Source organism: Candidatus Competibacter phosphatis (genome assembly GCF_012939995.1).
GTDB classification, from domain to species: domain Bacteria; phylum Pseudomonadota; class Gammaproteobacteria; order Competibacterales; family Competibacteraceae; genus Competibacter; species Competibacter phosphatis.
Genome location: NZ_SPMZ01000043.1, coordinates 1 through 23,439, shown reverse-complemented (window position 1 = coordinate 23,439; position 23,439 = coordinate 1). Strand labels below are relative to the sequence as shown.

The 23,439-nt window shown below is 58.0% G+C and carries 30 protein-coding genes; 23 read left to right on the top strand and 7 right to left on the bottom strand.

Annotated features, from left to right (window positions below; genetic code table 11):
- Positions 1–99: 99 nt before the first annotated feature.
- From E4P82_RS14555 to E4P82_RS14545, 3 genes are all read right to left on the bottom strand, one after another.
- Entirely contained in the window at positions 100–1,731 is a 1,632-nt protein-coding gene (locus E4P82_RS14555; RefSeq protein WP_169249561.1) for an alpha-D-glucose phosphate-specific phosphoglucomutase, read from the bottom strand.
- 96 nt (positions 1,732–1,827) lie between these two features.
- Positions 1,828–3,975: a transglutaminase family protein gene (locus E4P82_RS14550; RefSeq protein ID WP_169249560.1), complete on the bottom strand. Its 2,148-nt coding sequence runs from the start codon at positions 3,973–3,975 to the stop codon at positions 1,828–1,830.
- Positions 3,976–4,266: 291 nt separating this feature from the next.
- Positions 4,267–4,806, bottom strand: a complete 540-nt coding sequence (locus E4P82_RS14545) for a double zinc ribbon domain-containing protein (protein WP_312915178.1) — start codon at positions 4,804–4,806, stop codon at positions 4,267–4,269.
- A gap of 98 nt (positions 4,807–4,904) precedes the next feature.
- On the opposite strand from E4P82_RS14545, the gene E4P82_RS14540 reads away from it, so the two are divergent.
- The 4 genes from E4P82_RS14540 to E4P82_RS14525 all read left to right on the top strand — a co-directional run bounded on the left by E4P82_RS14540 (position 4,905) and on the right by E4P82_RS14525 (position 6,719).
- Complete coding sequence (locus E4P82_RS14540) at positions 4,905–5,345, top strand: hypothetical protein (RefSeq protein WP_169249559.1); 441 nt, start codon at positions 4,905–4,907, stop codon at positions 5,343–5,345.
- Complete coding sequence (locus E4P82_RS14535; RefSeq protein ID WP_211203160.1) at positions 5,342–5,824, top strand: hypothetical protein; 483 nt, start codon at positions 5,342–5,344, stop codon at positions 5,822–5,824. Before E4P82_RS14540 ends, E4P82_RS14535 begins: the two co-directional genes overlap by 4 nt.
- On the top strand, positions 5,757–6,422 hold the full coding sequence (locus E4P82_RS14530) for a GGDEF domain-containing protein (RefSeq protein ID WP_169249557.1): 666 nt from the start codon (positions 5,757–5,759) through the stop codon (positions 6,420–6,422). The genes E4P82_RS14535 and E4P82_RS14530 overlap by 68 nt, the downstream gene beginning before the upstream one ends.
- 102 nt (positions 6,423–6,524) lie before the next feature.
- Positions 6,525–6,719 carry a hypothetical protein gene (locus E4P82_RS14525; protein WP_169249556.1) on the top strand — a complete coding sequence of 65 codons (195 nt, stop codon included), beginning with the start codon at positions 6,525–6,527 and terminating at the stop codon, positions 6,717–6,719.
- A 120-nt stretch (positions 6,720–6,839) separates the two neighbouring features.
- Here the strand turns inward: E4P82_RS14525 and E4P82_RS14520 are convergent, their stop codons facing one another.
- Genes E4P82_RS14520 through ureE form a run of 3 tightly spaced genes read right to left on the bottom strand, consistent with a single transcriptional unit; the run spans position 6,840 to position 8,156 of the window.
- Complete coding sequence (locus tag E4P82_RS14520) at positions 6,840–7,517, bottom strand: urease accessory protein UreF (protein ID WP_169249555.1); 678 nt, start codon at positions 7,515–7,517, stop codon at positions 6,840–6,842.
- Complete coding sequence (locus tag E4P82_RS14515) at positions 7,508–7,702, bottom strand: hypothetical protein (RefSeq protein ID WP_169249554.1); 195 nt, start codon at positions 7,700–7,702, stop codon at positions 7,508–7,510. Before E4P82_RS14515 ends, E4P82_RS14520 begins: the two co-directional genes overlap by 10 nt.
- Positions 7,695–8,156 carry an urease accessory protein UreE gene (gene ureE / locus E4P82_RS14510; protein ID WP_169249553.1) on the bottom strand — a complete coding sequence of 154 codons (462 nt, stop codon included), beginning with the start codon at positions 8,154–8,156 and terminating at the stop codon, positions 7,695–7,697. The genes E4P82_RS14515 and ureE overlap by 8 nt, the downstream gene beginning before the upstream one ends.
- Before the next feature lie 149 nt (positions 8,157–8,305).
- Here ureE and E4P82_RS14505 point away from each other — a divergent pair, with 149 nt between their 5' ends.
- Complete coding sequence (locus E4P82_RS14505; RefSeq protein ID WP_246327600.1) at positions 8,306–8,836, top strand: hypothetical protein; 531 nt, start codon at positions 8,306–8,308, stop codon at positions 8,834–8,836.
- A gap of 113 nt (positions 8,837–8,949) precedes the next feature.
- The gene (locus tag E4P82_RS14500) at positions 8,950–9,252 is read left to right on the top strand and encodes a DUF2934 domain-containing protein (protein WP_312915173.1); all 303 of its coding nucleotides are present in this window, start codon (positions 8,950–8,952) and stop codon (positions 9,250–9,252) included.
- 150 nt (positions 9,253–9,402) lie between these two features.
- On the opposite strand, the gene E4P82_RS14495 is transcribed toward E4P82_RS14500, so the two are convergent.
- Complete coding sequence (locus tag E4P82_RS14495; RefSeq protein WP_169249552.1) at positions 9,403–11,058, bottom strand: mechanosensitive ion channel family protein; 1,656 nt, start codon at positions 11,056–11,058, stop codon at positions 9,403–9,405.
- 356 nt (positions 11,059–11,414) lie between these two features.
- On the opposite strand from E4P82_RS14495, the gene E4P82_RS14490 reads away from it, so the two are divergent.
- The 17 genes from E4P82_RS14490 to E4P82_RS14410 form a co-directional block, all read left to right on the top strand.
- Positions 11,415–11,711: a hypothetical protein gene (locus E4P82_RS14490; protein WP_169249551.1), complete on the top strand. Its 297-nt coding sequence runs from the start codon at positions 11,415–11,417 to the stop codon at positions 11,709–11,711.
- 144 nt (positions 11,712–11,855) lie between these two features.
- Entirely contained in the window at positions 11,856–12,254 is a 399-nt protein-coding gene (locus E4P82_RS14485) for a glycosyltransferase family 39 protein (protein WP_169249550.1), read from the top strand.
- A 14-nt stretch (positions 12,255–12,268) separates the two neighbouring features.
- On the top strand, positions 12,269–12,376 hold the full coding sequence (locus tag E4P82_RS23735) for a glycosyltransferase family 39 protein (RefSeq protein WP_420887121.1): 108 nt from the start codon (positions 12,269–12,271) through the stop codon (positions 12,374–12,376).
- Between the two features lie 485 nt (positions 12,377–12,861).
- A complete protein-coding gene (locus E4P82_RS14475; RefSeq protein ID WP_169249548.1) occupies positions 12,862–13,062 on the top strand; it encodes a hypothetical protein in 201 nt (66 codons plus the stop codon).
- On the top strand, positions 13,022–13,432 hold the full coding sequence (locus E4P82_RS14470; RefSeq protein ID WP_169249547.1) for a hypothetical protein: 411 nt from the start codon (positions 13,022–13,024) through the stop codon (positions 13,430–13,432). Before E4P82_RS14475 ends, E4P82_RS14470 begins: the two co-directional genes overlap by 41 nt.
- A 136-nt stretch (positions 13,433–13,568) precedes the next feature.
- On the top strand, positions 13,569–14,075 hold the full coding sequence (locus E4P82_RS22890; RefSeq protein ID WP_281383698.1) for a lysylphosphatidylglycerol synthase domain-containing protein: 507 nt from the start codon (positions 13,569–13,571) through the stop codon (positions 14,073–14,075).
- A 41-nt stretch (positions 14,076–14,116) separates the two neighbouring features.
- Positions 14,117–14,398, top strand: a complete 282-nt coding sequence (locus E4P82_RS22885; protein ID WP_169249544.1) for a lysylphosphatidylglycerol synthase transmembrane domain-containing protein — start codon at positions 14,117–14,119, stop codon at positions 14,396–14,398.
- Between the two features lie 64 nt (positions 14,399–14,462).
- Positions 14,463–14,669: a hypothetical protein gene (locus E4P82_RS22255; protein WP_246327599.1), complete on the top strand. Its 207-nt coding sequence runs from the start codon at positions 14,463–14,465 to the stop codon at positions 14,667–14,669.
- 203 nt (positions 14,670–14,872) lie between these two features.
- A complete protein-coding gene (locus tag E4P82_RS14450) occupies positions 14,873–15,709 on the top strand; it encodes a glycosyltransferase family 9 protein (RefSeq protein ID WP_246327598.1) in 837 nt (278 codons plus the stop codon).
- Positions 15,710–16,057: 348 nt separating this feature from the next.
- A complete protein-coding gene (locus E4P82_RS14445) occupies positions 16,058–16,720 on the top strand; it encodes a response regulator (protein ID WP_169249543.1) in 663 nt (220 codons plus the stop codon).
- Complete coding sequence (locus tag E4P82_RS14440) at positions 16,717–18,009, top strand: sensor histidine kinase (protein WP_169249542.1); 1,293 nt, start codon at positions 16,717–16,719, stop codon at positions 18,007–18,009. Before E4P82_RS14445 ends, E4P82_RS14440 begins: the two co-directional genes overlap by 4 nt.
- Positions 18,010–18,019: 10 nt before the next feature.
- On the top strand, positions 18,020–19,708 hold the full coding sequence (locus E4P82_RS14435) for an ArnT family glycosyltransferase (RefSeq protein WP_169249541.1): 1,689 nt from the start codon (positions 18,020–18,022) through the stop codon (positions 19,706–19,708).
- Positions 19,705–20,076 carry an SMR family transporter gene (locus tag E4P82_RS14430; RefSeq protein ID WP_169249540.1) on the top strand — a complete coding sequence of 124 codons (372 nt, stop codon included), beginning with the start codon at positions 19,705–19,707 and terminating at the stop codon, positions 20,074–20,076. Before E4P82_RS14435 ends, E4P82_RS14430 begins: the two co-directional genes overlap by 4 nt.
- Complete coding sequence (locus tag E4P82_RS14425) at positions 20,077–21,279, top strand: DegT/DnrJ/EryC1/StrS family aminotransferase (protein ID WP_169249539.1); 1,203 nt, start codon at positions 20,077–20,079, stop codon at positions 21,277–21,279.
- A gap of 1 nt (position 21,280) precedes the next feature.
- Positions 21,281–22,228: a glycosyltransferase gene (locus E4P82_RS14420; protein WP_169249538.1), complete on the top strand. Its 948-nt coding sequence runs from the start codon at positions 21,281–21,283 to the stop codon at positions 22,226–22,228.
- 4 nt (positions 22,229–22,232) lie between these two features.
- Positions 22,233–23,156: a formyltransferase gene (locus E4P82_RS14415; RefSeq protein ID WP_169249537.1), complete on the top strand. Its 924-nt coding sequence runs from the start codon at positions 22,233–22,235 to the stop codon at positions 23,154–23,156.
- 58 nt (positions 23,157–23,214) lie between these two features.
- On the top strand, positions 23,215–23,439 hold a 225-nt coding region (locus tag E4P82_RS14410; RefSeq protein ID WP_169249536.1), incomplete at its 3' end, for an NAD-dependent epimerase/dehydratase family protein.

The window sequence follows — 23,439 nt, the reverse complement described above, 5'->3', positions numbered from 1 at the left end:
GCCGAAGCCGTCGGTCGCCTCGCTTGCGGGCGCCGACAGCTCAGTCGCTGCTCTTCCCTCCATGGAAGAGAGCGAGGCCGGGCGGAGGATGAGGTGGGGTTAGGTAATCACCGTCGGTTCGTTGCGCCCGGTGCGCTTGCGGATGCCGGCTAGACTATCGGCGATGCCGATCAGTTCCGCCAGTGCCTGCTGGGTGTCGAGATCGTGCTTGGCCGGGTCGGCCTCGTAAGCTTCGATGTAGATCCGCAGGGTTGCGCCCTCGGTGCCGGTACCGGATAGGCGATAGACGATGCGCGAGCCGTCCTTGAAGCCGATGCGGATGCCCTGTTTCTCGCTTACGCTGTCGTCGATAGGGTCGAGATAGCGGAAATCGTCGGCATAATCCACCGTATACGAACCGAGTGGCTGACCCGGCAGAGTCGCGCAGGCGGCGCGCAATGCATCGATCAGGCCGTTGGCGGCGGTGCTGTCGACCGCTTCGTAGTCATGGCGGGTGTAATAATTGCGCCCGTAGCTGCGCCAGTGCTCGCGCACGATTTCTGCTACCGACTGCCGACGCTCGGCCAGAATGTTCAGCCAGAACAATACCGCCCACAGCCCGTCCTTCTCGCGTACGTGGTCGGAGCCGGTGCCGAAACTTTCCTCGCCGCACAAGGTGATTTTGCCGGCGTCCAGCAGGTTGCCGAAGAACTTCCAGCCGGTCGGAGTCTCGTAACAGTTCAGTCCCAATTTGGCCGCGACCCGGTCGGCCGCCTGACTGGTCGGCATTGAGCGGGCCACGCCGGTCACGCGGGAGCGGTAGCCGGGCGCCAGATCGGCGTTGGCCAGGATCACCGCCAGGCTGTCGCTGGGCGTGACGAAGAAATGCCGGCCCAGCACCATGTTGCGATCGCCGTCCCCGTCCGAGGCCGCGCCGAAGTCGGGCGCGTCTGGGCCAAATAGGTGGTCAGCCAGTTCCTTGGCGTACACCAGATTCGGATCGGGGTGACCGTGGCCGAAGTCTTCCAGCGGCACGCCGTTAACCACCGTGCCAGCCGGTGCGCCCAGACGCTGTTCGAGGATTTCACGGGCATAGGGGCCGGTCACTGCGTGCATGGCGTCGAAGCGCATCCGAAAACCGGACTGGAACAGCGCGCGGATCCGCTCGAAGTCGAACAATTGTTCCATCAGATCGGCGTAGTCGCGCACCGAATCGACGATTTCCACCTGCATGTCGCCAACCTGGGTGGTTCCGATTTGGTCCAGGTCGATGTCCGGAGTGTCCAGCACACGATAGCGGTTGATGTGCAGGGTGGCCGTGTAAATGGCCTCCGTCACTTTTTCCGCGGCCGGTCCACCATTCGGGGTGTTGAACTTGATGCCGAAATCCTCGTCCGGCCCGCCGGGATTGTGACTGGCCGAAAGGATGATGCCGCCGCAGGCGTTGTGCTTGCGGATCATGTGGGAAACCGCGGGAGTGGAGAAAATGCCGCCCTGACCCAGCAAGACCCGCCCGCAGCCGTTGGCGGCGGCGATGCGCAGGATTTTCTGAATCGCCTGCCGGTTGTAATAGCGACCGTCGCCGCCGACCACCAACGGTGCGTTCTGGTAGCCATCCTGGGTGTCGAAAATGCTCTGCACGAAATTTTCCAGATAGTGCGGTTTTTCGAACACCTTGACTTTCTTGCGTAGCCCCGAGGTACCGGGTTTTTGATCCTGGAACGGTTGGCTGGCGATGGTTTCGACGCTCATGATTCAGGACTCTCCTTGGGGTTTTTCGGGATGCGGCGCATTATGCACCCGTTGGCGACAGGATTGAATAAGGGGTGGCGGCTGGCGGGGGATCGTCTAGAGGCGGCGCAGGTCGAATGTGTAGGGCGTCAGAGCGGTGGACGGCGGTTCCAGCGGCGGCGCGGTGGGGGCGGTTTCGAGCCGTTCCGTCACGAAGCGTTCGGCCCGGCGGAATGCCGCTTCCGCCAGATCCCGGGGCAGGCCGTCGTAACCGCCGCCCTGTGGCCGCCACTCGTGCAGGGTGAGCCGCAGCGCGTCCGGTTGCCGAGGGTGGCTCAACAGCAGTTCGATCGGACCTTGCGCTTCCAGAGTGGGATGCAGGCCGGTCCAGGGTTTGAAGCGGCGGTAGCGCAGCCCGTACACGCGCGTCTCTCCGTCCATTTCGTCTTCTCGGCGTAGCGGCAGCCGGTAGCCGTTCACCGTCAGTTGCCAGTCGGCCAGATCCTGGTGCTCGGTACCGGAATCGGGATCGGCGCGCAGGCTGATTTCCAGCCGCGTGCTGCTGGCATCCACCAGCCGAGAATGGCCGTGCTCCTGGGTCAGTGCGTCGCCCAACAGTGGCCAGAATTCCAGGCCACGCCGGATGGTGAGCCGGCAGCCGCCGAACCCCACCTCGGTCAGCCAATGGTAGCCGTCATCCAACAATTCCGCGATCAACGCTTGGCCGAGACCCAGACCGGCGCTGGCCAGCTCGTCCAGTACCTCCCACAGATCGGCGCGCAGGTAGTAGGGCAGGGCGAAACGGTCGTGCAATTCCCGGCCCCAGTGGATCGGTTCGGGATAATCCGATGTCTGGGCCAGCATGGCGGCGATGGCCCGCAGCAGCGCCGCCAGGGTTGCCAGCCGCTCCGGGGTAGATGGCATGCGAAAGGCGCGAAATTCCACCAGCCCCAACTGGCCGCGGCCGGGCAGGTAAGGGTTCCACAGCTTTTCGATATTGATTTCGGCGCGGTGCGGGTTACCGGCCGGATCGGCCAGAAAGGGCGACAGGCTTTGCCAGAGCAGTTCCGGCGTTGGGTTGCGTTGACGCTTGAGCAGCGCCAACGCCAGCGCCATTTCCTCGAAGATGTCGGTGGTCCGTTCATCGGGGCGCGGCGCCTGACTGGAGCTGCCGACGAAGTCGCCGGCGAAATAGAACGACAGGGCCGGGTGGCGGTTGAAATAAGCGAGCAGCGCCGGCAGCAACTGAGGGTGGCTTAGAAAGGGACTGCGGTCTGGGTTGATGCCACCTAGGGTCAGTTGGCCGCCGCCGCCGGAGTCGGTGATCTGCCCGTTGTAGTGCAACCGGTAGGGTGCGAGGCCGGCGGCGGTGGCGGCGGCGAACCAGGCTCGGGTTTCGTCCAGGAAAGTGACGACATCGGGTGCCGGCGCCATGTTGGTTTCCACCACGGCGGGGTCTGGCGTCAGCGTGGTCCAGGCCACGCTGGCGTCCACCGGCGGGGGAAAGCCGGTGAGGATCAGTGCCGGCAGCCCGGCCGCGTTGGCCGCCGCGCCGATCGCCGCCAACAGTTGTTGGAACATTTCGCCATCGGGGCAGGCTGGTAACTCCACACAGGGCGCGGCGACCGCGTCCAGACCCTGTTCCGGGCTGGGCCAGCCGATACCGAGCAGGAAGGTTCCCTGTTCCGCCAACTCGTCGCACGGTCCTTGCGGTGGAATCGCTTGGCCGTGCGGGCTGGGGCGGGCCAGCCGTGGATCTCGCTCGGGATTGGCCAGTAGCGGCAGTCGGTCGCGGCGGAACGCGATGCGCAGCTCGGGATAGGTTTCGACCGCGAACAGTAGCGCCGGCCAACCGTATACGCCGAGCCGTTGGGTGAGTTGTTCCCAGAAGTCCTCAAGCTGGCCGGCGGGTAGGGCGATGGGCGTGCTGTCCAGCAAGGGATCGGGTGGACCGGACCAGACGGCTTGGCCGTCGCGCCGTCGGTACAATCCCAGGCTCCAGCGCGGCCGGTCTTCCTTGGAGTATTGTCGGCCCAAGGTTCGCAGGATCGCCGTTCCCGGCATTTGGCCGAGGGCTTGAGCCAGCATTTGCCGGGCGCGCGCTTCCTTGGTTGGGCCGAGGGCATTATGCAGCCACTCCGGCGCTTCAGAAGCCCGGTCGGTGAAGGTCGGTTCGGCGCCGATCCAGATCGCCAGATCGCGGCGTTTGATGAGTTCGTCGTGAGAACGAATGGCCTGATCGAAAGCCGGAACGGTCGTTTTCATGGTGCCCATGCTGTCCGGGAACAAATTGGCGCGGCATTCTACGAGATTTCAGGCGTGGAGGTAACGGTTATTGCCAATTGTCGCCGAGCGCGGGCGGTTTTGCGGTGGGGGCGGACGGTTTACGGATCGGCGGTGGCACGGCCGATGGCCCAGATTTCGATATCCGCCGCACCACTGGCTCGTAGAATGCGGGAGCATTCGGCAACGGTGCTGGCCGTGGTGACGACGTCGTCCATCAGCGCCACCCGCCGTCCCGATAAAGGCCGGTTGGCGACGAATGCCCCTCGCGGGTTATCGTGGCGACGGCCGGCATCCAGTTGGGTTTGCGGGGGGGGTGTGGCGCACGCGACTCAGACCGTCGGCCAGCAGCGGCACGCGGAAGCGTCGGGCGCTGGGTCGCGCCAGTTCCAGCGCCTGATTGAACCCGCGTTCCCGCAGGCGTAGCGGATGCAGCGGTACCGGAATGATACAATCGGGCGGCGACGCGTTCCGTTCGGCCAGCGCCGCCGCGAACAGCTCGCCCAGCAACCGGGCGTGGCTCAGCCGATGCGTGAATTTCAGCCCGAGAATTAAAAAATCCACCGGTGGTCGATAGCAAAACGGCACAAAGGCGCGATCGAAGCTGAAAGACCGTGCTCGGCAATATTCGCAGTCGCCATTGGAACCTGCCGCCAGCGGCAGGGCGCAACTCGGACAGGCCCGTGCGTTGCGCGGCAGGTCGGCGTCGCAGCCGGCGCACAGATCGCGGTCCGTCGTGCCAGTGGCCCCGCACAGCAGGCAGATGGGTGGCAGGAGTCCATGCCACGGGGCGCGCGACCAGGCGAGAGTCACAGCGTGCTGTCCAGGGCTGGCCGCGCTGCGGCAGGTTCCCGGAGCCGCTGGTTTTTCCAGTGAGGCGCGGGTTGGTTCTTCATGGCAAGGGTGTTGTGATGCATATTCTGGAACAAAGCGAAAATACGGTCATTGGCAAGGTGGCGCGCGGTTCGTCCGCCAAGCGGGCTTCCGCCCTGATGAATTACGGTAACCTGATCGCGATTCTCGTGCCGTTTCCCCTGCTGATTTTCTGGTTCGGCGCTTCGATGCTGGTGTACGCGATGAATCGCCATCATCCCAACCCGAAGGTGGGATATTACACTCAGCAGGCGGCCTATCGTTTTTATGGGGTCACCGGGTTTTTCATCGTGATCGCGACCTTCATTCCCGGCAGCGGCTGGATCTGGCATCTGATCGCCTGGATTTTGGCGGCCTTGATCTTGGTTCCCTGGTCCATTATGGATTTGCGGCGTATTCGTCGCGATGAATGGGTGGATATTCCCCTGGACGACGAAGGCCATCCACTGCTTGGCGCCCTCGTATCCCAGGGAGGTTGACGCTGGCCTTCAGTGTCGTCTCTCGATGGGATCGGCGCGGCGATGACCGCCTGGGTCTTTCTGAAGCAATCATCATGAACGATGTGATTCTTTCGCTGGAAGGCATCGGCCTGTCGAGGTTCCTGCAGGAACTCGACAACGTCATGATCGCGCTGTTGGACGAAAACTGTCGCATTTTGGCCGCTAACCGTAGCTTCCTGCGGCTGATGCCCCCATCGGCGACGGGTGATCAATCCAGGGATGCGCGCACGTTGCTCATCAGTCCCCACTTGGAGGAAGTGCAGGCACTGGTACCGTATCAGGGGCGCGCGCTGCTGTTGTATCGGGGTATGCTGCACGTCGCACGCGTGGGTCGAAAAAAACCATTTCTTGCAGGGCCATATCTACCATTGGCCGCAGGGGCGGTTGCTGGTGGCGGCCGAGTGCGATGTGGAAGGATTGGAGGCACTGGGGACAACAGTGCTGCAATTGAACACTGAACTGGCCAAGATCCAGCGCCAGTGGTCGCGCGCCAACCGGGAATCGCGGCGGAGCGAAGCGAAGCTCGGGAAGCCGGCGCATTGCGATGCGTCGACGGAGACGGACAAGCGGCGGCGCTTGGAAGAGGTGCTGGCGGTGGAAGTCGAACGTAGCCGCCGCCAGCGTCACCCACTCTGTCTGCTGATCGCGGATCTGGATCATTTCGGGCAGATCAACGAGCGCTGGGGGCACGAGGCCGGCGCTGAGGTTTTGCGCGATTTTGCGGCGTTATTGCGCGAACACAGTCGGCAAGGCGATCTGGTGGTGCAATCTGGCGGGAAGCGGTTTGTCGTGTTATTACCGAAAACCCCGTTGGAACCCGCAGTGGTCGATGCCGAGCGTATCCGTCAGCAGTTGGAATGGCGGTCGATCCTATCGCTGCACGGGCCGGTCACCGCCAGTTTCGGCGTGGCGATGCGGGCCGAGGGGGAAGGCGCCGAAGATTTGCTGCGGCGTGCCGGGCAGGCGCTGTATCGCTCGAAGCGGGAGGGCCGCAACCGGGTGACTCAATCGATCGCTTCCGGCCAGATCGCGGCGCCGCATGTGAGTAGTTGCTGAGGGCGCGGTGGTCCGTCGGGATTTCAGAGCGCTCCTTGGGATTATTGGCATGATGCATGCTTTAGATTTTTCGGCTCATATTCCAATCCGAGGAACCTCCACATGTTGCAAACCGTCGCCGCTGTTCCCACGCCCCACATGATCGAACTGCTGGAGCTCATCGCGCTCGCCGATCGCTACGACGTCGAGCCGCGCCTGAGCGAATACTTGCGGCATTGCCGTCGCTCCGGCTACGAACCGCCACTCGAACTGCTTGATTTGGCGCGCGACCATATCGAGCGCAAACGTGCGTGCTAGCATTTCGGCCAGCACGCGCAAAGCGGTCCAATCCGGTCGCGGTTGGGCTGAAATGAACCGTTCGGGGCCATGTGCCGCTCGACTGGCTTTTACCCTGACCCGAGGTTGCGTGGGAGTCGCTCACGACCGGAACAGCCGCGAATACTGGATTTCGTGCAGCGCTCCGGCCAGCGCCAGCCCCGGCGCGGCGGCGCCGATGTCTTCATCCGCCAGTTTCAGACCTTCTTCCACCGCGGCGGCGATGACCGGGCCGGCGGCGGCCAGTAGACGCTGGCAGGCGGTCTGCCCGAGTGGCAGCAAGCGGGTTGCGGCGACGACCTGGTTTTCGGTCCAGCTCCAGGCATAGCCGGTGGCGGCCTCCGGCAGCGGAATAGTCCACCTGACCGCCGCCAAGCTGAATAGGGTGGCGAAACAGACCCGAGGCGCGTTGCGCCACAGCTCCGCTTCCGCGATACCCAGGTCGCTCAGCAAGCGGGCCAGCGCCGTGCCGAGATGGCGATCTTCCCGCTGCAATTCCGCCGCCTCGCGCGAAGCGTACAGCCGGGCGTTCCAGTGCCGCGCCGCGTCTGGGTCGGCGGCGCCCCAGGCCCGGTAAAGCCGGGCAAGCACCGGCAGATCCAGACCTCGCAAGCCGTGGCCGAGCAGGCCGAGAATCCAATCGCCGGCACTGGCTTCGTCCCGCACCCAGCCGCGTTCCACCGCGTATTCCAGTCCCTGCGAATAGGCGTAAGCCCCCACCGGCAGCGAAGGGCTGCACAGTTGCAATAGGCGTGGCAGGCTGGAGAGCGTCAGTGACATAAGGGTAGGGGTGACGGGCCGATCAGCGGGGCTGGTCGAGACGGGTCGGCGCATTGCGCGCGCCCCTTGCCGAGATTTTCCGGGTCGGCTTGTCCCACGCACAGCCCGCCGCCGCCCGGTTCCCTGCGCTTCGTTTTACCCAAGGCATTGCGCGGTTGGCGCCAGTGAACATCCGTTTTAGGCATGACGGTGATGCCCGCCGCCGTAGGCGCCGGCTTCCGGCTCGAACGGCGCCTGCTCGCGGTTTACCGTCAGCCCCAATTCCCGGGCCATGTTATCCAGTACGTGATCGTGTGGATAGCGCAGCCAACCGGGACCAAGCTGCAGGGCGACGTGGCGGTTGCCGAGGTGATAGGCGGCGCGCGCCAGCAGCAAGGCATCGTCGGCGCGGGCGGTGGAAACGGCTTCCGGGGCGGCGCGTACTTCCACGACGAGGCCACTGGTGGCGCGCAGGCGGTCGCCGTGGCGCAGTACCGTGCCGCGCGGCAGGAACAGCCCGGCATCCTGGCCGTTATCGAGCCGTATTCGCAACCGGCTCTTCTGCCGTTGTTCGAACGGCAGGGTCAGCGTGGTTTGGGCATCGACCGGCTCGCGCAGGCGTTCGGTAATCTGTAGTTCCGGGTTTTCGTCGGCGTTCATTTTTTGGGTCATCGTGGTCAAGGCGAACTCGATCCATCATAATCGCGCGGTTTGCGAATTGCTCGCGTCCGGCGCGCTTGATAAAAGGATTCTCATCGATGGCTTCGTCCAGCCCCACACTGACCCTTGAGCGGCCCATTGGATTGAACATGATTCCAACACTGAAGTTTCCGATTCGTTCGCGGTGTCGCGTGGCCGCTTGGGCGATGTTCGGGTTCGTGATGCTGACGCTGCTGGCGGCGAGCACCGTCCGGGCCGGCATTTTCGAGGAGGGTGACGTGCTGATGGTGCAAGGGGCGCCGGGTGTTATTCATTATCATCATGACCCCGAACACGCCGATTTCTCCTGGCTGATCGGCGCGGAGTGGCAATCCCCTTCGCGCTGGTTGGCCGGCGCATCCTACTTTAACAACAGCTTCGACCAGAAGTGCCAGTACTTGTACTTTGGGAAATACTGGCCACTGGAGTCCATCGACCGCAATCTGTACTTTAAACTGACCGGCGGCGTGCTGCTTGGCTACAAGGAACCTTACGAGAACAAGATCCCATTCAATCACAATGGCGTGGCGCCGGGCCTGGTGCCGGCGCTCGGCTACCGGTTCGGCGATTTCAACGTGCAGGTCAATCTGCTTGGCACGGCGGCGGTGATGTTCACCGCCGGTTACGATCTGTTCAAATAACGCGAGGTGGAGTTTCGACTGGAGGCCGGCCTGCGGCACAGCGGGACTGGCCTGACGAAATTTCAATCTGGTAGCATGGAATCCTTGCCTTTACGATTTTCTGGAGCCAAGCCGTGCCGAAGCTGAAAAGAACCCCCCGGAAGAAAATTTCCGTCGACCAGTGGCATCACATGATCGCGGAAGCTGCCTATTTCCGCGCCGAACGCCGGGGTTTTCAGGGCGGTTGTCCCATGGAGGACTGGCTAGAAGCGGAACACGAAATCAGTCAGTTGTATTTCCAGCCGGAGCCGTCGCCTCGCGGAGCACTGGTGTTCCTGGATGCTGTGGCCAAGCAGCCCACCGAAGGGTCGAGCAGCTTATCGGCGAGGTTGCTCGGGATCTCACATGAGGCTGGGAATTCTCCCGCCGAGGTTTGAGCATCCTCTCGCTGTCGTGCTCCCCAATATCGCTAATCACGGCGGCAACTTCCAAAACCTCGGCGCGACCAATGCGGCTACTCCGACAAACGGAGTCAGCACTTATAGAGCCAATGGGCTGGTGTGTTTCAGGATAGCGACGCTCAGAGTTCAAGCTGGATTGGCTGGACCCGGTTGCGTGCTTTGCGCGGGTGGCGTCGCTGGTGCCACATACCACTGATCCTTGGGCACGATTTTCGGCTCCGACGGGTCACTGATGTAAGCGGGGGTCATGATCGCCACCCCATATTCGTTGAACACATCCAGAATGTTCTGGTGCAGCGTAGAATAGAGTTGGACCATGGCTTGGGGGTCTTTGGAGTAGGCATTCAACTCATAGCTGATAGCGAAATCTCCGAGGGCTGTCAGTAATACGAACGGTTTTGGTTGCTTGAGCAAGCCCAACGTGCGGTCGGCGGCCAGCCGCAGCATGGCTTCCACCTGTCGCCAAGGGGTTTCGTAACCGATGCCGACGGTGGTGTGCAGGATCAATCCCTGTTCTCGGGCGAGGGTGCTGTAGTTGACGACTTCACCGTTCAGGATCGTGGTGCTGGGAATGACGATCTCCTCGTTTTTCAGTGAGTGCAACCGAGCCACCAGCACCCGCATCTCCATCACGTCGCCGAGGATGCCGTTGATCTTGACCCGGTCGCCAATCTTGAAGGGGCGTCGATAGGCCAGGCTGTAGCCGGCGATAAAATTAGCGATCATCGACGGCGAGCCAAGAGAAATGATCAGACCGAGAAAGATCGAGATGCCTTTGAACGCGTCGGATCGCGAACCTGGTACATAAGGGTAGGCCACCACCACCGCAAAGATGATGACCAACAGGCGGGAGATCCGATAAGTGGGCCAGGCCCACTCCCGTTCAAAAGATGCCAATCGGATCGCCCCTTGATCGATGCTACTGAAGAAAGTTTCGATCATCTTCAGGATGTAGCGAATGACGAGGATCAGCATCGCGATGAAGACCAGGTCCGGCACTGCGTCGAGGATGGCCAAGGCCATCGTCCGCATCGGTCCCAGGATCAAGTCGAACAGCCGCGCCGCAAACAGCCGCGTCCAAGGATACAGGCCGAGGACGAAGTTGAGATAGAAGAAAACCAGCGCCGCCTTCAGCAACATATAAACGATTTTGATGGCACCACGCAGGGCATTTGCCAGTTGCTGTGCCTTCAGGAACCGGGCCGACTGCGCTTCCAGCGCCTTAAGATGAGTCTTCAGCCGTTGCTCGATGATGTCGTTCAAGCGATGAAAACCACGGCGGAAACCGAATAACAGCCCGACGGCGATCAGCGTGACCGTGATGGCATACAGTGAATGAATCAGTAGTACCCGTGGGCTGCGGTCGCGGCGGTAGGAGGCGATCGCTTCGGCGACTCGTGTTTGAGCTACTTCAGCCAGCACATCCCGACTGATTCCCACCAGGGCGGCGTCGGCGTCGATCAGGCTGACCAGGAAGTGGTTTCCGGCGCGGAGAGTGGTGCGGTCGTCCTTATGTTCCGCTTGTACCGCGTCGGCGGGAATGGTCGAATCCTGAGCGGCGGCCACGATTCTGCGGGCGATTTCCTTGGCGCGCTGTTGCGCTGGAAAGGCTTCGACGCCCCGAACGTTGAGAATGACCTGCCCGTCCACCAACACTTCCGCATGGTCGTATTTCTCCACGGTTGGGCGAGAAAGGAGGGCGCTGGTTTCGTCACGAGGTTGTGCGGTGGCGACGGCGGTCCAGATCCAGAATGCGAGGCTAGTGACGAGCAGCCAGCCCAAGGTAAGTCGGACTTTGACCGGTTTTGCCGAAAACCCTACCCAGGGAACACCATTCTGAGGTGAAACAATGCTGTGTGAACCGCCCATGTTGTTGATCCCTATTTTGCAACGCGGGTTGCGTGATTCATGTAATATACCTGAAATCTAATGCGTTATATTGGATTCCGTCACCTGGAGGAAAGCCTTTATTTGGACCGTCAAGAAGAGCTGGTTTTGGTGGAGCCTTTAATTGGAGAGAGCAAAATCTTGTCAGCTCTATTGCGGAAAGAATTGAATACCGAAAACAGATTGTGGCTTGATATTATTGAAGAATAAATAATGAAAGACTTAATGAGTTGATTGAAATGCTATCAAAGATGCTGATGAAGATCGATGAATTGTCGATCAATAAAATCCAATTATTATTAATTGGTTTATCGGTAATCGCTATTGATTTGGTGGGTTTTTTATGTTTTATTAGATCAAGGCAACGCAATAAATTTTGTTTATATCGCAAGCTTCCTGTTGTCAGCGACCGTTCTGTTTCTATTGAGCTTCGCTTGGTTGCCACAAGGCAGCGATTTGCAGCAGAAGCGAAGTTGGTCGATAAAGTTTGTTGTATTGACTTTAATGGTGCTTTTTTTTGCGGGGAGGAATCCTGTTCTCCTTTATAAAAAATACCTAATTTTATCTTTACAGTTGGCGATCTTTTTTCTGTGTCATAATTTCCTCTGCATTCTATTTTGCTTCCAGTGTTGGTGTTCTGTATTTAGAGTTTTTATTCTACAAACTCTGCCGGTAAGTGGCGCTATTTATTTGTGTGGGTCTTGATTTATTCAATTATTTTGCGATTTTCTTATCTTGGAGTTCCAGAATTATTTTACGAGGAGGCGTATTACTGGAATTATGCGAAGCATCTGGATATAGGATATTTGGACCATCCGCCCATGGTTGCCTGGATAATTGCGCTCTTTACTAACTTGATGGGTGATAATGAATTTGCAGTTCGATTCGGGGCTTTCATATGCTGGTTTATGACGGCTGCTTTCTTATACAAACTGACTGGCCTTGTCTATAATAAAACAAAGAATATTCAAGCGGTTCTGTTAATTGCCGTGTTGCCAGCCTATTTTGCGGTAGGTTGGGCGATGACCCCCGATGCACCATTGATTGCCAGTTGGGCAATGGCGCTTTTATTTTTTTTTATCGAGCATTGATTCATGAATCACGAATGGCCTGGGTAGGGATCGGTCTTGCGATTGGATTAGGTATGTTGTCAAAATACACGATCGCTCTATTAGGTATTGCCGCATTTGTTTTTTATACTAATCGATCGTGATGCAAGAAAAATGGCTAGTGCGGCCAGAGCTATATATAGCTATTGTTATTTCCCTGATTATTTTTTCCCCGGTCATCATCTGGAATGCCAATCACGAGTGGGCCTCGTTTTTTATATCAGAGTCGCGACAGGGTGGCTGATCGATTTGAATTCTCTTTGCCTTATCTGATGGGAACGATAGTTTTGATCATTACGCCCACGGGGTTTCTATCGCTGATTGCGATCCTGTTGTATAGAAAAACGGTTTTATCGGAAAACGGTGTTGTTGATTTTCCAGTGAATGTGCAAGCAAAGCGCAGTTACAATTTATTGATGCTCTTGACCTTATTGCCAGTTTCGGTATTTGTGTTACTCAGTTTGTTCAGGGAAACTAAGTTTCATTGGACCGCGCCATGTTGGTTGGGTATCGTACCTTATATGGCGCTTACTATAAGAAATGACTCGCAATTTGGTTTGAATAAACTTCTTGGATGGATTCAACGCGCGTGGCCAACGACGATCATCATTTGTCTTTTTGGCCTATGGCGCTTTTTTTATCTTATATGGGGCTTGGTTTTCCTGGGATTTCTTATCCGTATAACTATCATTTATTAGGATGGAATGATTTTGGGCGTGAAATTGAAGTACTAGTAAATCGGCTTGAGCATGAAACAGGTGAAAAAAATATTGGTCGTTGGTATGGATAGAAACAGAGTGGCCAGTGGTCTTGCTTTTTATCGTACTAAGGCGATTGAATCTTCCAGTAATAAATTAGAAGCTAATCCCGCGTTTGAAACTTCCAGTTGGCACTTATTTGGTGGCAACGGCTTGATGTACGAGCGCTGGTTTCCCGTGGATCAGCAAAATGATAAGACCCTGTTATTGATTGGTAGAAATAAAGCTGACTTGATTGATGGGAATGTCCTTTCCCATATCGAACAAGCACAAGAAATCAAGGAAATTAAGATTAACAAAAATGGCCAGCAGGTTGGTCTTTACTATTATCGAGTGGCGAAAGGCTATCAAAGCCAACCAGCTATAGATAAAGACCCTGCTAATAATCAACTTAGCGATTGACTAAGCATTCCGTGTCCGTCAGCAAGCAAAATATCCAACTCTTTTTCTCCAGTGATGCCATCAAATTATTGATCAGAATTCTGGTGACATTATCAATCTTCGTGCTGATTCTACGCTCGATCGATGTCCAACAAGTATGGGCGATGCTGAGACAGGTCAAATTAGATGTGCTGGCAGTAGCGATTCTGGTGCAATTCGCCAGCACCACAATATCGGCCTACCGCTGGCAACTAATCATGCGCAACCTGCGTTTTTGGCCAATCCTTTTTTGTTCTACTGGTGTAGCTATTTCAAAGCCATGTTCTTCAATCAAGGGCTACCAACCAGTATTGGGGGCGATGCGCTACGGGTGCTTGATGTCGCTAATCAGGGGTTTCGTAAAAGAGATGTATTGTATGGCGTCATTCTAGATAGGGTTTCAGGTCTGGCTGCTTTGATGCTCCTGAACTTACTGGCGTACATATTTAATCCAGAGCTATTGCCACTTCAGGTTTATCATGTGACTTTGGTCTTGGTGATCATTGGTACGGTTGCCGTTATGTTTATCGCTTCTTTAAAATATCTACGCTGGCTTGATAACTACCCTCGACTAGCCATCATAAAGGCTATTTCCGCAAGGCTGCATCAAGCGTTTTTTGTGTAATCGCATAGTATTGCTAACGTCGTCGTTGCTGATCCCATTGCTTGCAATATTGGTTTTTTTTTATTATTGGCCGAGCGTTGGGTTTACGATATGACCCAATGACCTATTTTGTCATCGTGCCGCCAGCTATTTACTTGACGATTATTCCTATTTCCATGGCTGGATGGGGAGTGCGCGAAGGGGTTTTGGTGGGGTTGTTTTCCTTGATCGGTGCCGATAAACCAACAGTTTTGGTGATGTCGATCATATATGGATTTACGCTGATCATAATTAGTTTGCCTGGATTGATCATCTACCTTAAAGGTCGTCATCGCGTAATTTAAGCGTGCCAACCAAGGGATAGATAATCTTCATGACCTGATTTTATTAGGATAATGGGTGGATATCATGAAAATCGACGTTATGCGTAAAGTCGATTATTTTGTTGGGGTTCCGCTCTGCTTTTTTGGCGACTGGATTTTTTTCGCCTCATCAGTTTATTTAGCAGGCGAAAAAAGCGAATATCCTCGAAAAGTGTTGTTTATTGAATTGTCGGAAATGGGCAGTACGATCTTGGCGGATCCTGCCATGAGAAAGATGCGAGAAAAAAGGTAACGCGGAGCTATATTTCCTGATTTTCAAGGCTAACGTCGCTAGTTTGTATCTGTTGAATACAGTTCCGAGAGCTAACATCTTCGTGATTCGAGAAGATCGATTTTTAAACCTAGTAATGGATACTTTTTCGTTTTCTGATCTGGGTGCGTCATCGCGGAATCGATACTGTTATCGACTTGGAATTGTTCTCGCGGTACACGGCATTGTTGACGGGCTTGTCCGGGGCGGCGAATCGAATCGGCTTCCATGCGTTTTACAATGAAGGGCTGTATCGAGGAGAGATGCTGACTCATCGGGTAGCCTATAATCCGCACTTACATATCGCCAAGAATTTTATAGCCTTGGTCAATACGGCTTTGGCGGGTAAGGAAGAGCTGCCTTTTTCCAAGACACTGATTACCGATGGCGAAATCGATTTAGCCAAGGCTGAGGTCAGTGAAAGTGCTTTATCAGCGATGAATGATCGGATCCGTGGCGAATATCCTGACTACGACGAAAAGCATTTCAGGATCGTGCTGATTAATCCTAATGCTAGCGATCTATTGCCACAGCGGCGTTGGATGCCCGATCACTTTGTGGCGGTGATGCGTGGGCTGCTGGCCGATGATGAAAACCTATTGGTTTTGATTACCGGTTCTCCGGCGGAACGGGACGAGGCGGAAGGGCTGAAACAACGAGTAGGGTCCGAACGTTGTGTTAATTTCGCGGGCTGCCTTTCGCTGCAAGAATTGCCGGCATTATACCAAATCGCCGAAGTCATGCTGACCAACGACTCAGGACCGGGCCATTTTTCCTCAGTGACTAACCTGCGTACCTTTGTCATCTTTGGTCCCGAGACACCGCGCCTGTACGGTTCTCTGGGCAACAGTACGCCGATTTATGCCGGTCTGGCCTGTTCGCCCTGCGTGAGCGCCGCCAATCATCGCAAGACCCCTTGTGTCGACAATGTGTGCTTGCGAGTCATTGAGCCGGAGATGGTACTGGAACGCTTGCGTGAGGCGCTGAAGGAAAACGTTTCGCGTGGTGGTGTCGTGGTGTAAAGACTCCGATGATCGAAGGCTTCGTTTGTAAAAAAATCTCTATTTGTCATATGGATATGATGCAAAGAGCACCTATTGGAAGCTGCTTGGCCATTGTTGCCCACTTTCTTTCGGCAAACTTCCACCGATGTCACTCTAGCTAATTCTCTCCTAATTCTTGATTTCTATCTTCATCTCAAGCGTATTCGCGTGATCCGAAGCAGTGATCTTCATCGGCCCTAGGATCTATCGGATAGCCTTGGCCACGCTTGTCATCATCACCATCGGTGGTGCCTATGCGGCGGAATCCTCTGAGAACGAAGAAGCTGAGTAAGCCAGTGACGTATCTCGTCAACCGCGAGAGTGATCGTGCGTGTCCTGCTGGTCGAAGATGACTTGATGATCGGCGAGGCGGTATCCGTCGCTCTCAAGGATGCCGCTTATGCCGTGGATTGGGTGAAGGATGGCGCCACGGCTGACCGTGTGCTCGAAAACGTTGAATACCAGGCCGTGTTGCTTGATCTGGGTCTACCCAAGCGCGATGGCTTGGAGGTGCTGCGCCGCCTGCGCCAAGCAGGCAACACGGTGCCGGTTATCGTCATCACCGCCCGTGATAGTGTCGACGATCGGATCAAGGGACTGGATTTCGGGGCCGATGACTACCTGGTAAAACCTTTCAATCTCAATGAAATGCTCGCCCGGTTGCGCGCGATCATCCGCCGCCAGGGTGGGCAAGCCACACCGTTGCTCACGAATGGCAAGGTGACCCTTGACCTGGCTACCCGCCAAGCACGTTGCGGCGATGTCATGGAGGTATTGAGCGCGCGTGAGTTTGCTCTATTGCAAGCACTCCTACTGAGACCCGGCACGATACTCTCTCGCGCCGAACTGGAGGAACGCCTCTATGGCTGGAACGAGGAGGTGGAGAGCAATGCGGTGGACTTCCTGATTCACGGGGTGCGCAAGAAGCTCGGTGCCCACATCATCAAGAATGTTCGCGGTGCCGGCTGGATGGTGGAGAAACCACAATGAAACGATCCTTGCAGCGGCATCTGTCGATGACGTTGGGAGGGACCATCGTGCTTGCCGGCTTGGTGGCGGCGTTGGCTTCCTTTGGTCTTGCATATTACGAAGCCAAGGAGCTTCAGGACGACATACTACGGCAGATTGCCATCCTTGATGTCAGCGATACCGGCCAATTTTCATCGCTGAAGCCACCCCGTCGAGATGCCGAGAATACGATCAGCGATCCCGAATCCCGCTTCGTCGTCATCCATCTGCCACAAGACGCGAGGCCGGCTTGGTTTACTGGCGATCTGCTGCTGGGTCTTCAGACCTTGAGCACCAGTTTCGGGGATTTTCGGGTATTGGTTCGAGATACCCCAACGGGAGAGCGCATGGTGGTGGCCCAACTCACCGCGATGCGTGACGAAATCGCGATCAACAGTGCCCTGCAGACGCTGATTCCCTTGTTGCTCCTGCTTCCATTGCTGGTTTGGCTGATCGTGCGGGTTGTCCGCGGTGAACTGGCACCCATCGCTCGAATGGCCAAAGGTTTGGACGAGCAGCCAGCGGATCGGCCTCAAGCCATCGCCGGCGATGACCTCCCGGATGAAATCACTCCCTTTGTGCATGCCATCAATCGCTTGCTGGCGCGAGTCAATCTCTTGATCGGACAGCAAAGGCGCTTTGTCGCTGACGCCGCTCATGAACTGCGAAGTCCGTTGACCGCGTTGTCCTTGCAGGCCCAGAACCTGATGCACGCCGGATCGCTGGATGCCGTGCGTGAGCGTGTGGTTCCGCTCCAGGACGGTATCGAGCGTGCGCGCCATCTGACTGAACAGTTGCTCAGTCTCGCCCGGACCCAGGCCAGCGTTGCCGAGGAATCGATGATCGACGTTTCGGAGATGGCGCGCGAACTGATCGCTGAACGCCTGCCCTTGGCCGAGGCCAAGGGTATCGATCTGGGTCTTGAGGAAACCGCGCCGTTTTTCATGCGAGGTTCCAGGGAAGCGCTGCGGTTGATTGTGAGTAATGCGCTGGAAAATGCCCTGAAGTACACGCCGAAAGGCGGTGAAGTGACGCTGCGACTTCTGTCCGACGGGAATGGCGATGTTATTGAAGTCGTGGATAACGGCCCCGGGATTCCGATCTCGGAACGCGAGCGGGTACTCGATGCTTTTTATCGGGTGCCCGGCGCCGACGGTGAAGGCAGCGGGCTCGGATTGGCGATCGCCCGGGAAGCGGCGATCCGTCTGGGAGGTATCGTCAGTCTGCATGAGCGGCGTAGCGGAACCGGCCTTGTCTTTCGCTATCGCTAGGAACGCGATCATGGATTCGCATTCTTTGAAATCTTCCGGGTTTTCCCAATGGCTGCTGTTGGGGTTGCTACTGGTTTTCACCTTGGTCTGGTTCAGTAACCTCGAATACCGAAAATTGGCCAACCCCGACGAGGGGCGTTACGCCGAAATCCCCCGCGAGATGGTTCTGTCCGGGGATTGGGTGACGCCACGCTTGAACGACCTCAAATATTTTGAGAAGCCACCCTTGCAATATTGGGCGACGGCGGCGGCGTTCCGGGTGTTCGGCGAGAGCCATTGGGCGGCACGCTGGTGGCCGGCAACCACCAGCTTCGGCTGTGTGCTGTTGATGTTCTGGGCCGGTCGCCGCTTGTTCGGCGAGGAGATCGGTCTGGCGGCGGCGGCGGCGCTGGGAGGATGTACCGGGTTCGTCATCAATGCCCATGTCAACACCCTGGATGCGGGTTTGGCCGCGTTTCTCACGGTCGGGTTACTCGGTTTTCTGCTCGCCCAGCGCCCCGGCGCGACCCCGACGGAAAACCGTAACTGGATGCTGGTCGTCTGGGCGGCGATGGCGCTGGCCATGCTGAGCAAGGGCCTGATCGGAGTCGTGTTACCTGGCGCGGTGTTGGCGATCTACCTGCTGATCGAACGTGACTGGCGGTTGCTGACTCGTCTGCACATTGGGAAGGGTTTGGTATTACTGCTGTTGATTGCCGTCCCCTGGTTCGTCGCTGTGTCGCTCGCCAACGATGAATTTGCTCGCTTCTTTTTCATCCACGAGCACTTCGCGCGCTTTCTCACCAAGGTTCATCATCGTGAGGGCGCCTGGTGGTACTTCATTCCTATCCTGCTGTTCGGGGCGATGCCATGGCTGCCGTTCATCGCGGTCCAACTCCGCGATGGCTGGCGACGCGAAGGGGAACCGGGAACGCTGCAACCACGGCGGTTGTTGCTGATCTGGGCCGCGTTCATTTTCCTGTTCTTCAGTGTGTCGGGCTCCAAATTGCCCTCCTACATTTTGCCGGTGTTTCCCGCGTTGGCACTGTTCGCGGCGATGGAGATGCAGCGGATGGTGCCAGCAACACTGAGCCACTTCGCCTGGGGATTGGCGGCGACCGGCGGCGTGCTGTTGCTGGTGGTCCTGGTTGGCGGCGGACGGATCGCCCACATGTTTTCGAAAGAATCGTCGCCGTTCGAGATCGTGCGCAATGTCGTGCCCTGGATCGGCGCTTCGATCTTCGTCTTTACCGCCGGTGCGGTGGTGGCGGCCTGGTCATTTCGCCGTCACGTCCGATCGGCTGGTATTGTCGCGTTGGCGTTGGGCAGCCTCGGTGCCGGCATCCTGGCGCTGGGTGGTTACGACGAATTGTCCCGCCTCTCCTCTTCGTATTACCTCGTTCGCGAGATCGAGGCCAGGCAGGGACCGTTTGACCGGATTCTTCCCTTCTATAGCGTTCAAATGTATGACCAGACCCTGCCGTTTTATCTGAAACGGCCGGTTACCTTGGTGCAGTACATCGACGAATTCGCTTTGGGTCTGGATGCGGAACCCGACAAGGGTATCCAACGGGTCGAGGACTGGAAAAAGCGTTGGGTGGCGCTGGATCAAGGGTACGCCATCCTCTCTTCGAGCAATTACGAGCAGATCGCCGCCGAGGGCTTGCCCATGCGAGTACTGGCCCGCGATCCGCGTCGGGTCATCGTGAGTCGCCGATGACCGCCACCAGCTTCGGGTTGATTTTGGCTGGCGTGTTGCTCAACGCCACCGCGCAACTGTTGCTCAAGGCTGGCACCAACGCGCTGGGGGTGATCACACCCACCGCCGCCAATGTATTACCGCTAGCCGGTGCGATCGCCACCAATCCGCATTTCCTCGGCGGTTTCGCCTGTTACGGGATCAGCGTTCTGATCTGGATTCTGGCGTTATCGAGGGTGCCGGTCGGCATCGCCTATCCGATGCTGTCCATCGGCTACGTCGTCAATGCGCTTGCCGCGTGGTACCTGTTCGGCGAGGCGCTCACCGGCGGACGTTGGTTGGGCATCGGTTTGGTCATCATCGGTGTTTATCTGCTTGCGAGATCCTGAATGGCATCGTTTTCCTCCGACTCACTTGCCTCCGATCTCTCTCCCTCAAGGGAAGAGAGGAGTGCGCATCCCTATCTCTCCTTTGCCCGGCCGACGCTGGACGAGGACACCATCGCCGGCGTGGTCGAAGTGCTGCGTTCCGGGTGGATCACCACCGGTCCGCAGGTCAAAAAATTTGAGGCGGCGCTGTCGGATTATCTGGGTGGGCGGCCGGCGCGCGTGCTCAACTCCGCCACCGCCGCGTTGGAAGTCGCCCTGCAACTGTGCGGCATCGGCCCCGGCGACGAAGTGATCACCCCGTCGCAAACCTTCTTCGCCGCGCCCAATATGATCGCCAAGGTCGGCGCGACTCCGGTCTTCGTGGATGTCGAATTGATCAGCCGTAACCTTGATTTCGACGCGGTCGAGCGCGCCATCACCTCACGCACCAAGGCAATCATGCCGACCCATTTCGCGGGATTGCCGGTGGATATGGATCGCCTGTACACGATGGCGGGGTGGCACGGACTGCGGGTCATTGAGGATGCGGCGCTGGCTATCGGGTCGAGCTGGCGCGGCCGGCGAATCGGTGGGTTCGGCGATCTCACGGTTTTCAGCTTCCATCCCAACAAGAATATGACCGCGATCGAGGGCGGAGCGTTGGTGTTGAACGACGAAGCAGAGGCGCGCGAGGTGGAAACGCTGCGCTTCCATGGCATCACCCGCCTGCCGGATGGCACCCGCGATGTGGCTTTTCCCGGCGGCAAGTTCAACCTGCCGGATGTCAATGCCCGGATCGGTCTCGGTCAGCTTGTCCGGTTGGAGGAGTTCAACGCCCGCCGCCGCGAACGGGTGGCCGACTATTTCCAGATGCTGCGCACCGATCCTCCCTGCCTGCTACCGCATCCCGGTCATGCGGGCGACGAAGCCGGGCACAGTTGGAATATGTTCGCGCCGTTGTTGCCGCTGGATCGGCTGTGCATTGATCGCCAGCAGTTCCGCGCGGCCCTGGAGGCGCGTGGTATCGGCACCGGTGTGTCCTACGAGGCGGCGCATCTCACCACGCTGTTCCGTCGTCGCGGCCATTGCGAGGGGGAGCTGCCGAGCACCGAGCGGATTGCCCGCGAAACGGTGACGTTGCCGTTGTTCCCGACCATGACTCGCGCCGATGTGGAGCGGGTTTGCAATGCAGTCGTCGAAGTGCTGGCGGAGGCGAGGATTTGAGATGAGCGCGCCACGGCTTTCCGTCATCATTCCAGTCTACAACGAGCAGGAGACCCTGCCGACGCTGTTCGTGCGCCTCTACCCGGCGCTGGACGCGCTGGGGGTGTCCTATGAGGTGCTATTCGTCAACGACGGTAGCCGCGACCGCTCGGCGGCGCTGCTGAAGGATCAGTTTCTGGTCCGACCGGACGTGACGCGGGTCATTCTGTTCAACGCCAACTGCGGCCAGCACATGGCGATCATGGCCGGCTTCGAATATTGCCGGGGCGAGCGAGTGGTTACCCTGGACGCCGATTTGCAAAATCCGCCGGAGGAAATCGGCAAGCTGCTGGTGGCGATGGATCGAGGCCACGACTATGTGGGTAGCATCCGGGCAAAACGCGAGGACAGTCTGTGGCGACATGTTGCCTCGCGTTTGATGAATCGGGTACGCGAGCGGATCACCAAAATTCGCATGACCGACCAAGGTTGTATGTTGCGAGCCTACAGCCGCGACATCGTCACGGCGATCGTGTCCACCCGCGAGGTGAGTACCTACATTCCGGCGCTGGCCTACACCTTCGCCGCCAATCCGACCGAGGTCACGGTGGCCCACGCCGAGCGCGCCGCTGGCGAGTCGAAGTATTCGCTGTACCGGCTGATCCGGCTGAACTTCGATTTGATGACAGGGTTTTCGCTGGTCCCGTTGCAGATGTTTTCGCTGGCCGGAGTCGCGCTGTCATTGGCGGCGGTCGCCTTCGGGGTGTATTTGGCCATTCGCCGGCTGATCATCGGCCCGGAAGCGGAGGGGGTGTTCACGCTGTTCGATATCAATTTCCTACTGATCGGTATCCTGCTGTTCGGCATCGGCTTACTGGGCGAGTACATTGGCCGGATTTACCAGCAGGTGCGCGAGCGTCCGCGCTTCACCATCCAAGGGATTCTGGAAAGGCGTGAGGAGGGAGGGTGAATCGATGACCCGTGCTGTCGTGTTCGCCTATCACAACGTCGGGGTGCGCTGCCTCAAGGTGTTGCTTGCGCACGGCGTTGACGTGGCGCTGGTCGTCACTCACGCCGACAACCCCAGCGAGCAAATTTGGTTCGATAGCGTCGCCACCACCGCAGCCGATTACGGCATTCCAGTGATCGCGCCGGAGGACCCGAACGTCCCGGAGGAATTGCGGCGGATTCGGGAATTGGCTCCTGACTTCCTGTTCTCGTTCTATTACCGTCAGATGTTGATGCCGGAACTGTTCGCCATAGCCGCGCGAGGTGCCCTGAACATGCATGGTTCGTTGCTGCCGAAGTATCGCGGTCGAGTACCGGTCAACTGGGCGATCATCCATGGCGAGACCGAAACCGGCGCGACCCTGCATTACATGGTGGAAAAGCCGGATGCCGGCGACCTCGTGGCGCAGACCGCCGTGCCCATTCTGCCCGACGACACCGCCAAGGAAGTATTCAATAAAGTCACTGTCGCCGCCGAATTGACCTTGCACCGCGTGCTGCCCGCGCTGCTTGCCGGCACGGCACCGCGCATCGCCCAGGATTTATCCAAGGGCTGCTATTTCTCCGGCCGCAAGCCCGAGGACGGGCGCATCGACTGGAACTGGCCGGCGGCGCGGATTCACAACTTGGTCCGCGCGGTCGCGCCGCCGTATCCAGGCGCGCTCACCGTCGTGGCCGGGCAGCCGGCCCGGATTCTGGGCACCCGTGTGGTCGAAGCGGTCACGCTGGCGACAGCGGCCGTGCTCGAACGGGTTGGCGACCGACTGGTTGCGCATTGTGCTGGCGGTGGCGCGTTGTTCGTTCCCGCGTTGGAGATTGCCGGTGAACCAGTGACGCCCGCGTCGCTGGTCGAACGGCTCGGTCCCGGTCCGTGGCGCTTGGGCGACTGAAATCGCCGGGCAACGCCCGCTTCAAATTCATCTTCAAGACATCGGAATCCTTTCCGCAATGAAAAGAGTGCTTGTTCTCGGCGTCAACGGGTTCATCGGTCATCATCTGTCCAAGCGCATTTTGGCCGACACCGATTGGCAAATTCACGGCATGGACATGCAGGACGATCGCGTCCTCGATCTGCTTGATCATCCGCGCTTTCGCTTTTTCGAGGGCGATATCACCATCAACCGGGAGTGGATCGAATACCACGTCAAGAAATGCGACGTGGTGCTGCCGTTG

Coding starts and splice junctions, on each gene's coding strand:
- E4P82_RS14555 (WP_169249561.1), bottom strand. CDS start 1,731: ATGAGCGTCGAAACCATCGCCAGCCAACCGTTCCAGGATCAAAAACCC.
- E4P82_RS14550 (WP_169249560.1), bottom strand. CDS start 3,975: ATGAAAACGACCGTTCCGGCTTTCGATCAGGCCATTCGTTCTCACGAC.
- E4P82_RS14540 (WP_169249559.1), top strand. CDS start 4,905: ATGCATATTCTGGAACAAAGCGAAAATACGGTCATTGGCAAGGTGGCG.
- E4P82_RS14525 (WP_169249556.1), top strand. CDS start 6,525: ATGTTGCAAACCGTCGCCGCTGTTCCCACGCCCCACATGATCGAACTG.
- E4P82_RS14520 (WP_169249555.1), bottom strand. CDS start 7,517: ATGTCACTGACGCTCTCCAGCCTGCCACGCCTATTGCAACTGTGCAGC.
- E4P82_RS14515 (WP_169249554.1), bottom strand. CDS start 7,702: ATGCCTAAAACGGATGTTCACTGGCGCCAACCGCGCAATGCCTTGGGT.
- ureE (WP_169249553.1), bottom strand. CDS start 8,156: ATGAACGCCGACGAAAACCCGGAACTACAGATTACCGAACGCCTGCGC.
- E4P82_RS14505 (WP_246327600.1), top strand. CDS start 8,306: ATGATTCCAACACTGAAGTTTCCGATTCGTTCGCGGTGTCGCGTGGCC.
- E4P82_RS14490 (WP_169249551.1), top strand. CDS start 11,415: ATGCTGATGAAGATCGATGAATTGTCGATCAATAAAATCCAATTATTA.
- E4P82_RS23735 (WP_420887121.1), top strand. CDS start 12,269: ATGGCCTGGGTAGGGATCGGTCTTGCGATTGGATTAGGTATGTTGTCA.
- E4P82_RS14470 (WP_169249547.1), top strand. CDS start 13,022: ATGAAACAGGTGAAAAAAATATTGGTCGTTGGTATGGATAGAAACAGA.
- E4P82_RS22890 (WP_281383698.1), top strand. CDS start 13,569: ATGGGCGATGCTGAGACAGGTCAAATTAGATGTGCTGGCAGTAGCGAT.
- E4P82_RS22255 (WP_246327599.1), top strand. CDS start 14,463: ATGAAAATCGACGTTATGCGTAAAGTCGATTATTTTGTTGGGGTTCCG.
- E4P82_RS14440 (WP_169249542.1), top strand. CDS start 16,717: ATGAAACGATCCTTGCAGCGGCATCTGTCGATGACGTTGGGAGGGACC.
- E4P82_RS14435 (WP_169249541.1), top strand. CDS start 18,020: ATGGATTCGCATTCTTTGAAATCTTCCGGGTTTTCCCAATGGCTGCTG.
- E4P82_RS14430 (WP_169249540.1), top strand. CDS start 19,705: ATGACCGCCACCAGCTTCGGGTTGATTTTGGCTGGCGTGTTGCTCAAC.
- E4P82_RS14425 (WP_169249539.1), top strand. CDS start 20,077: ATGGCATCGTTTTCCTCCGACTCACTTGCCTCCGATCTCTCTCCCTCA.
- E4P82_RS14420 (WP_169249538.1), top strand. CDS start 21,281: ATGAGCGCGCCACGGCTTTCCGTCATCATTCCAGTCTACAACGAGCAG.
- E4P82_RS14415 (WP_169249537.1), top strand. CDS start 22,233: ATGACCCGTGCTGTCGTGTTCGCCTATCACAACGTCGGGGTGCGCTGC.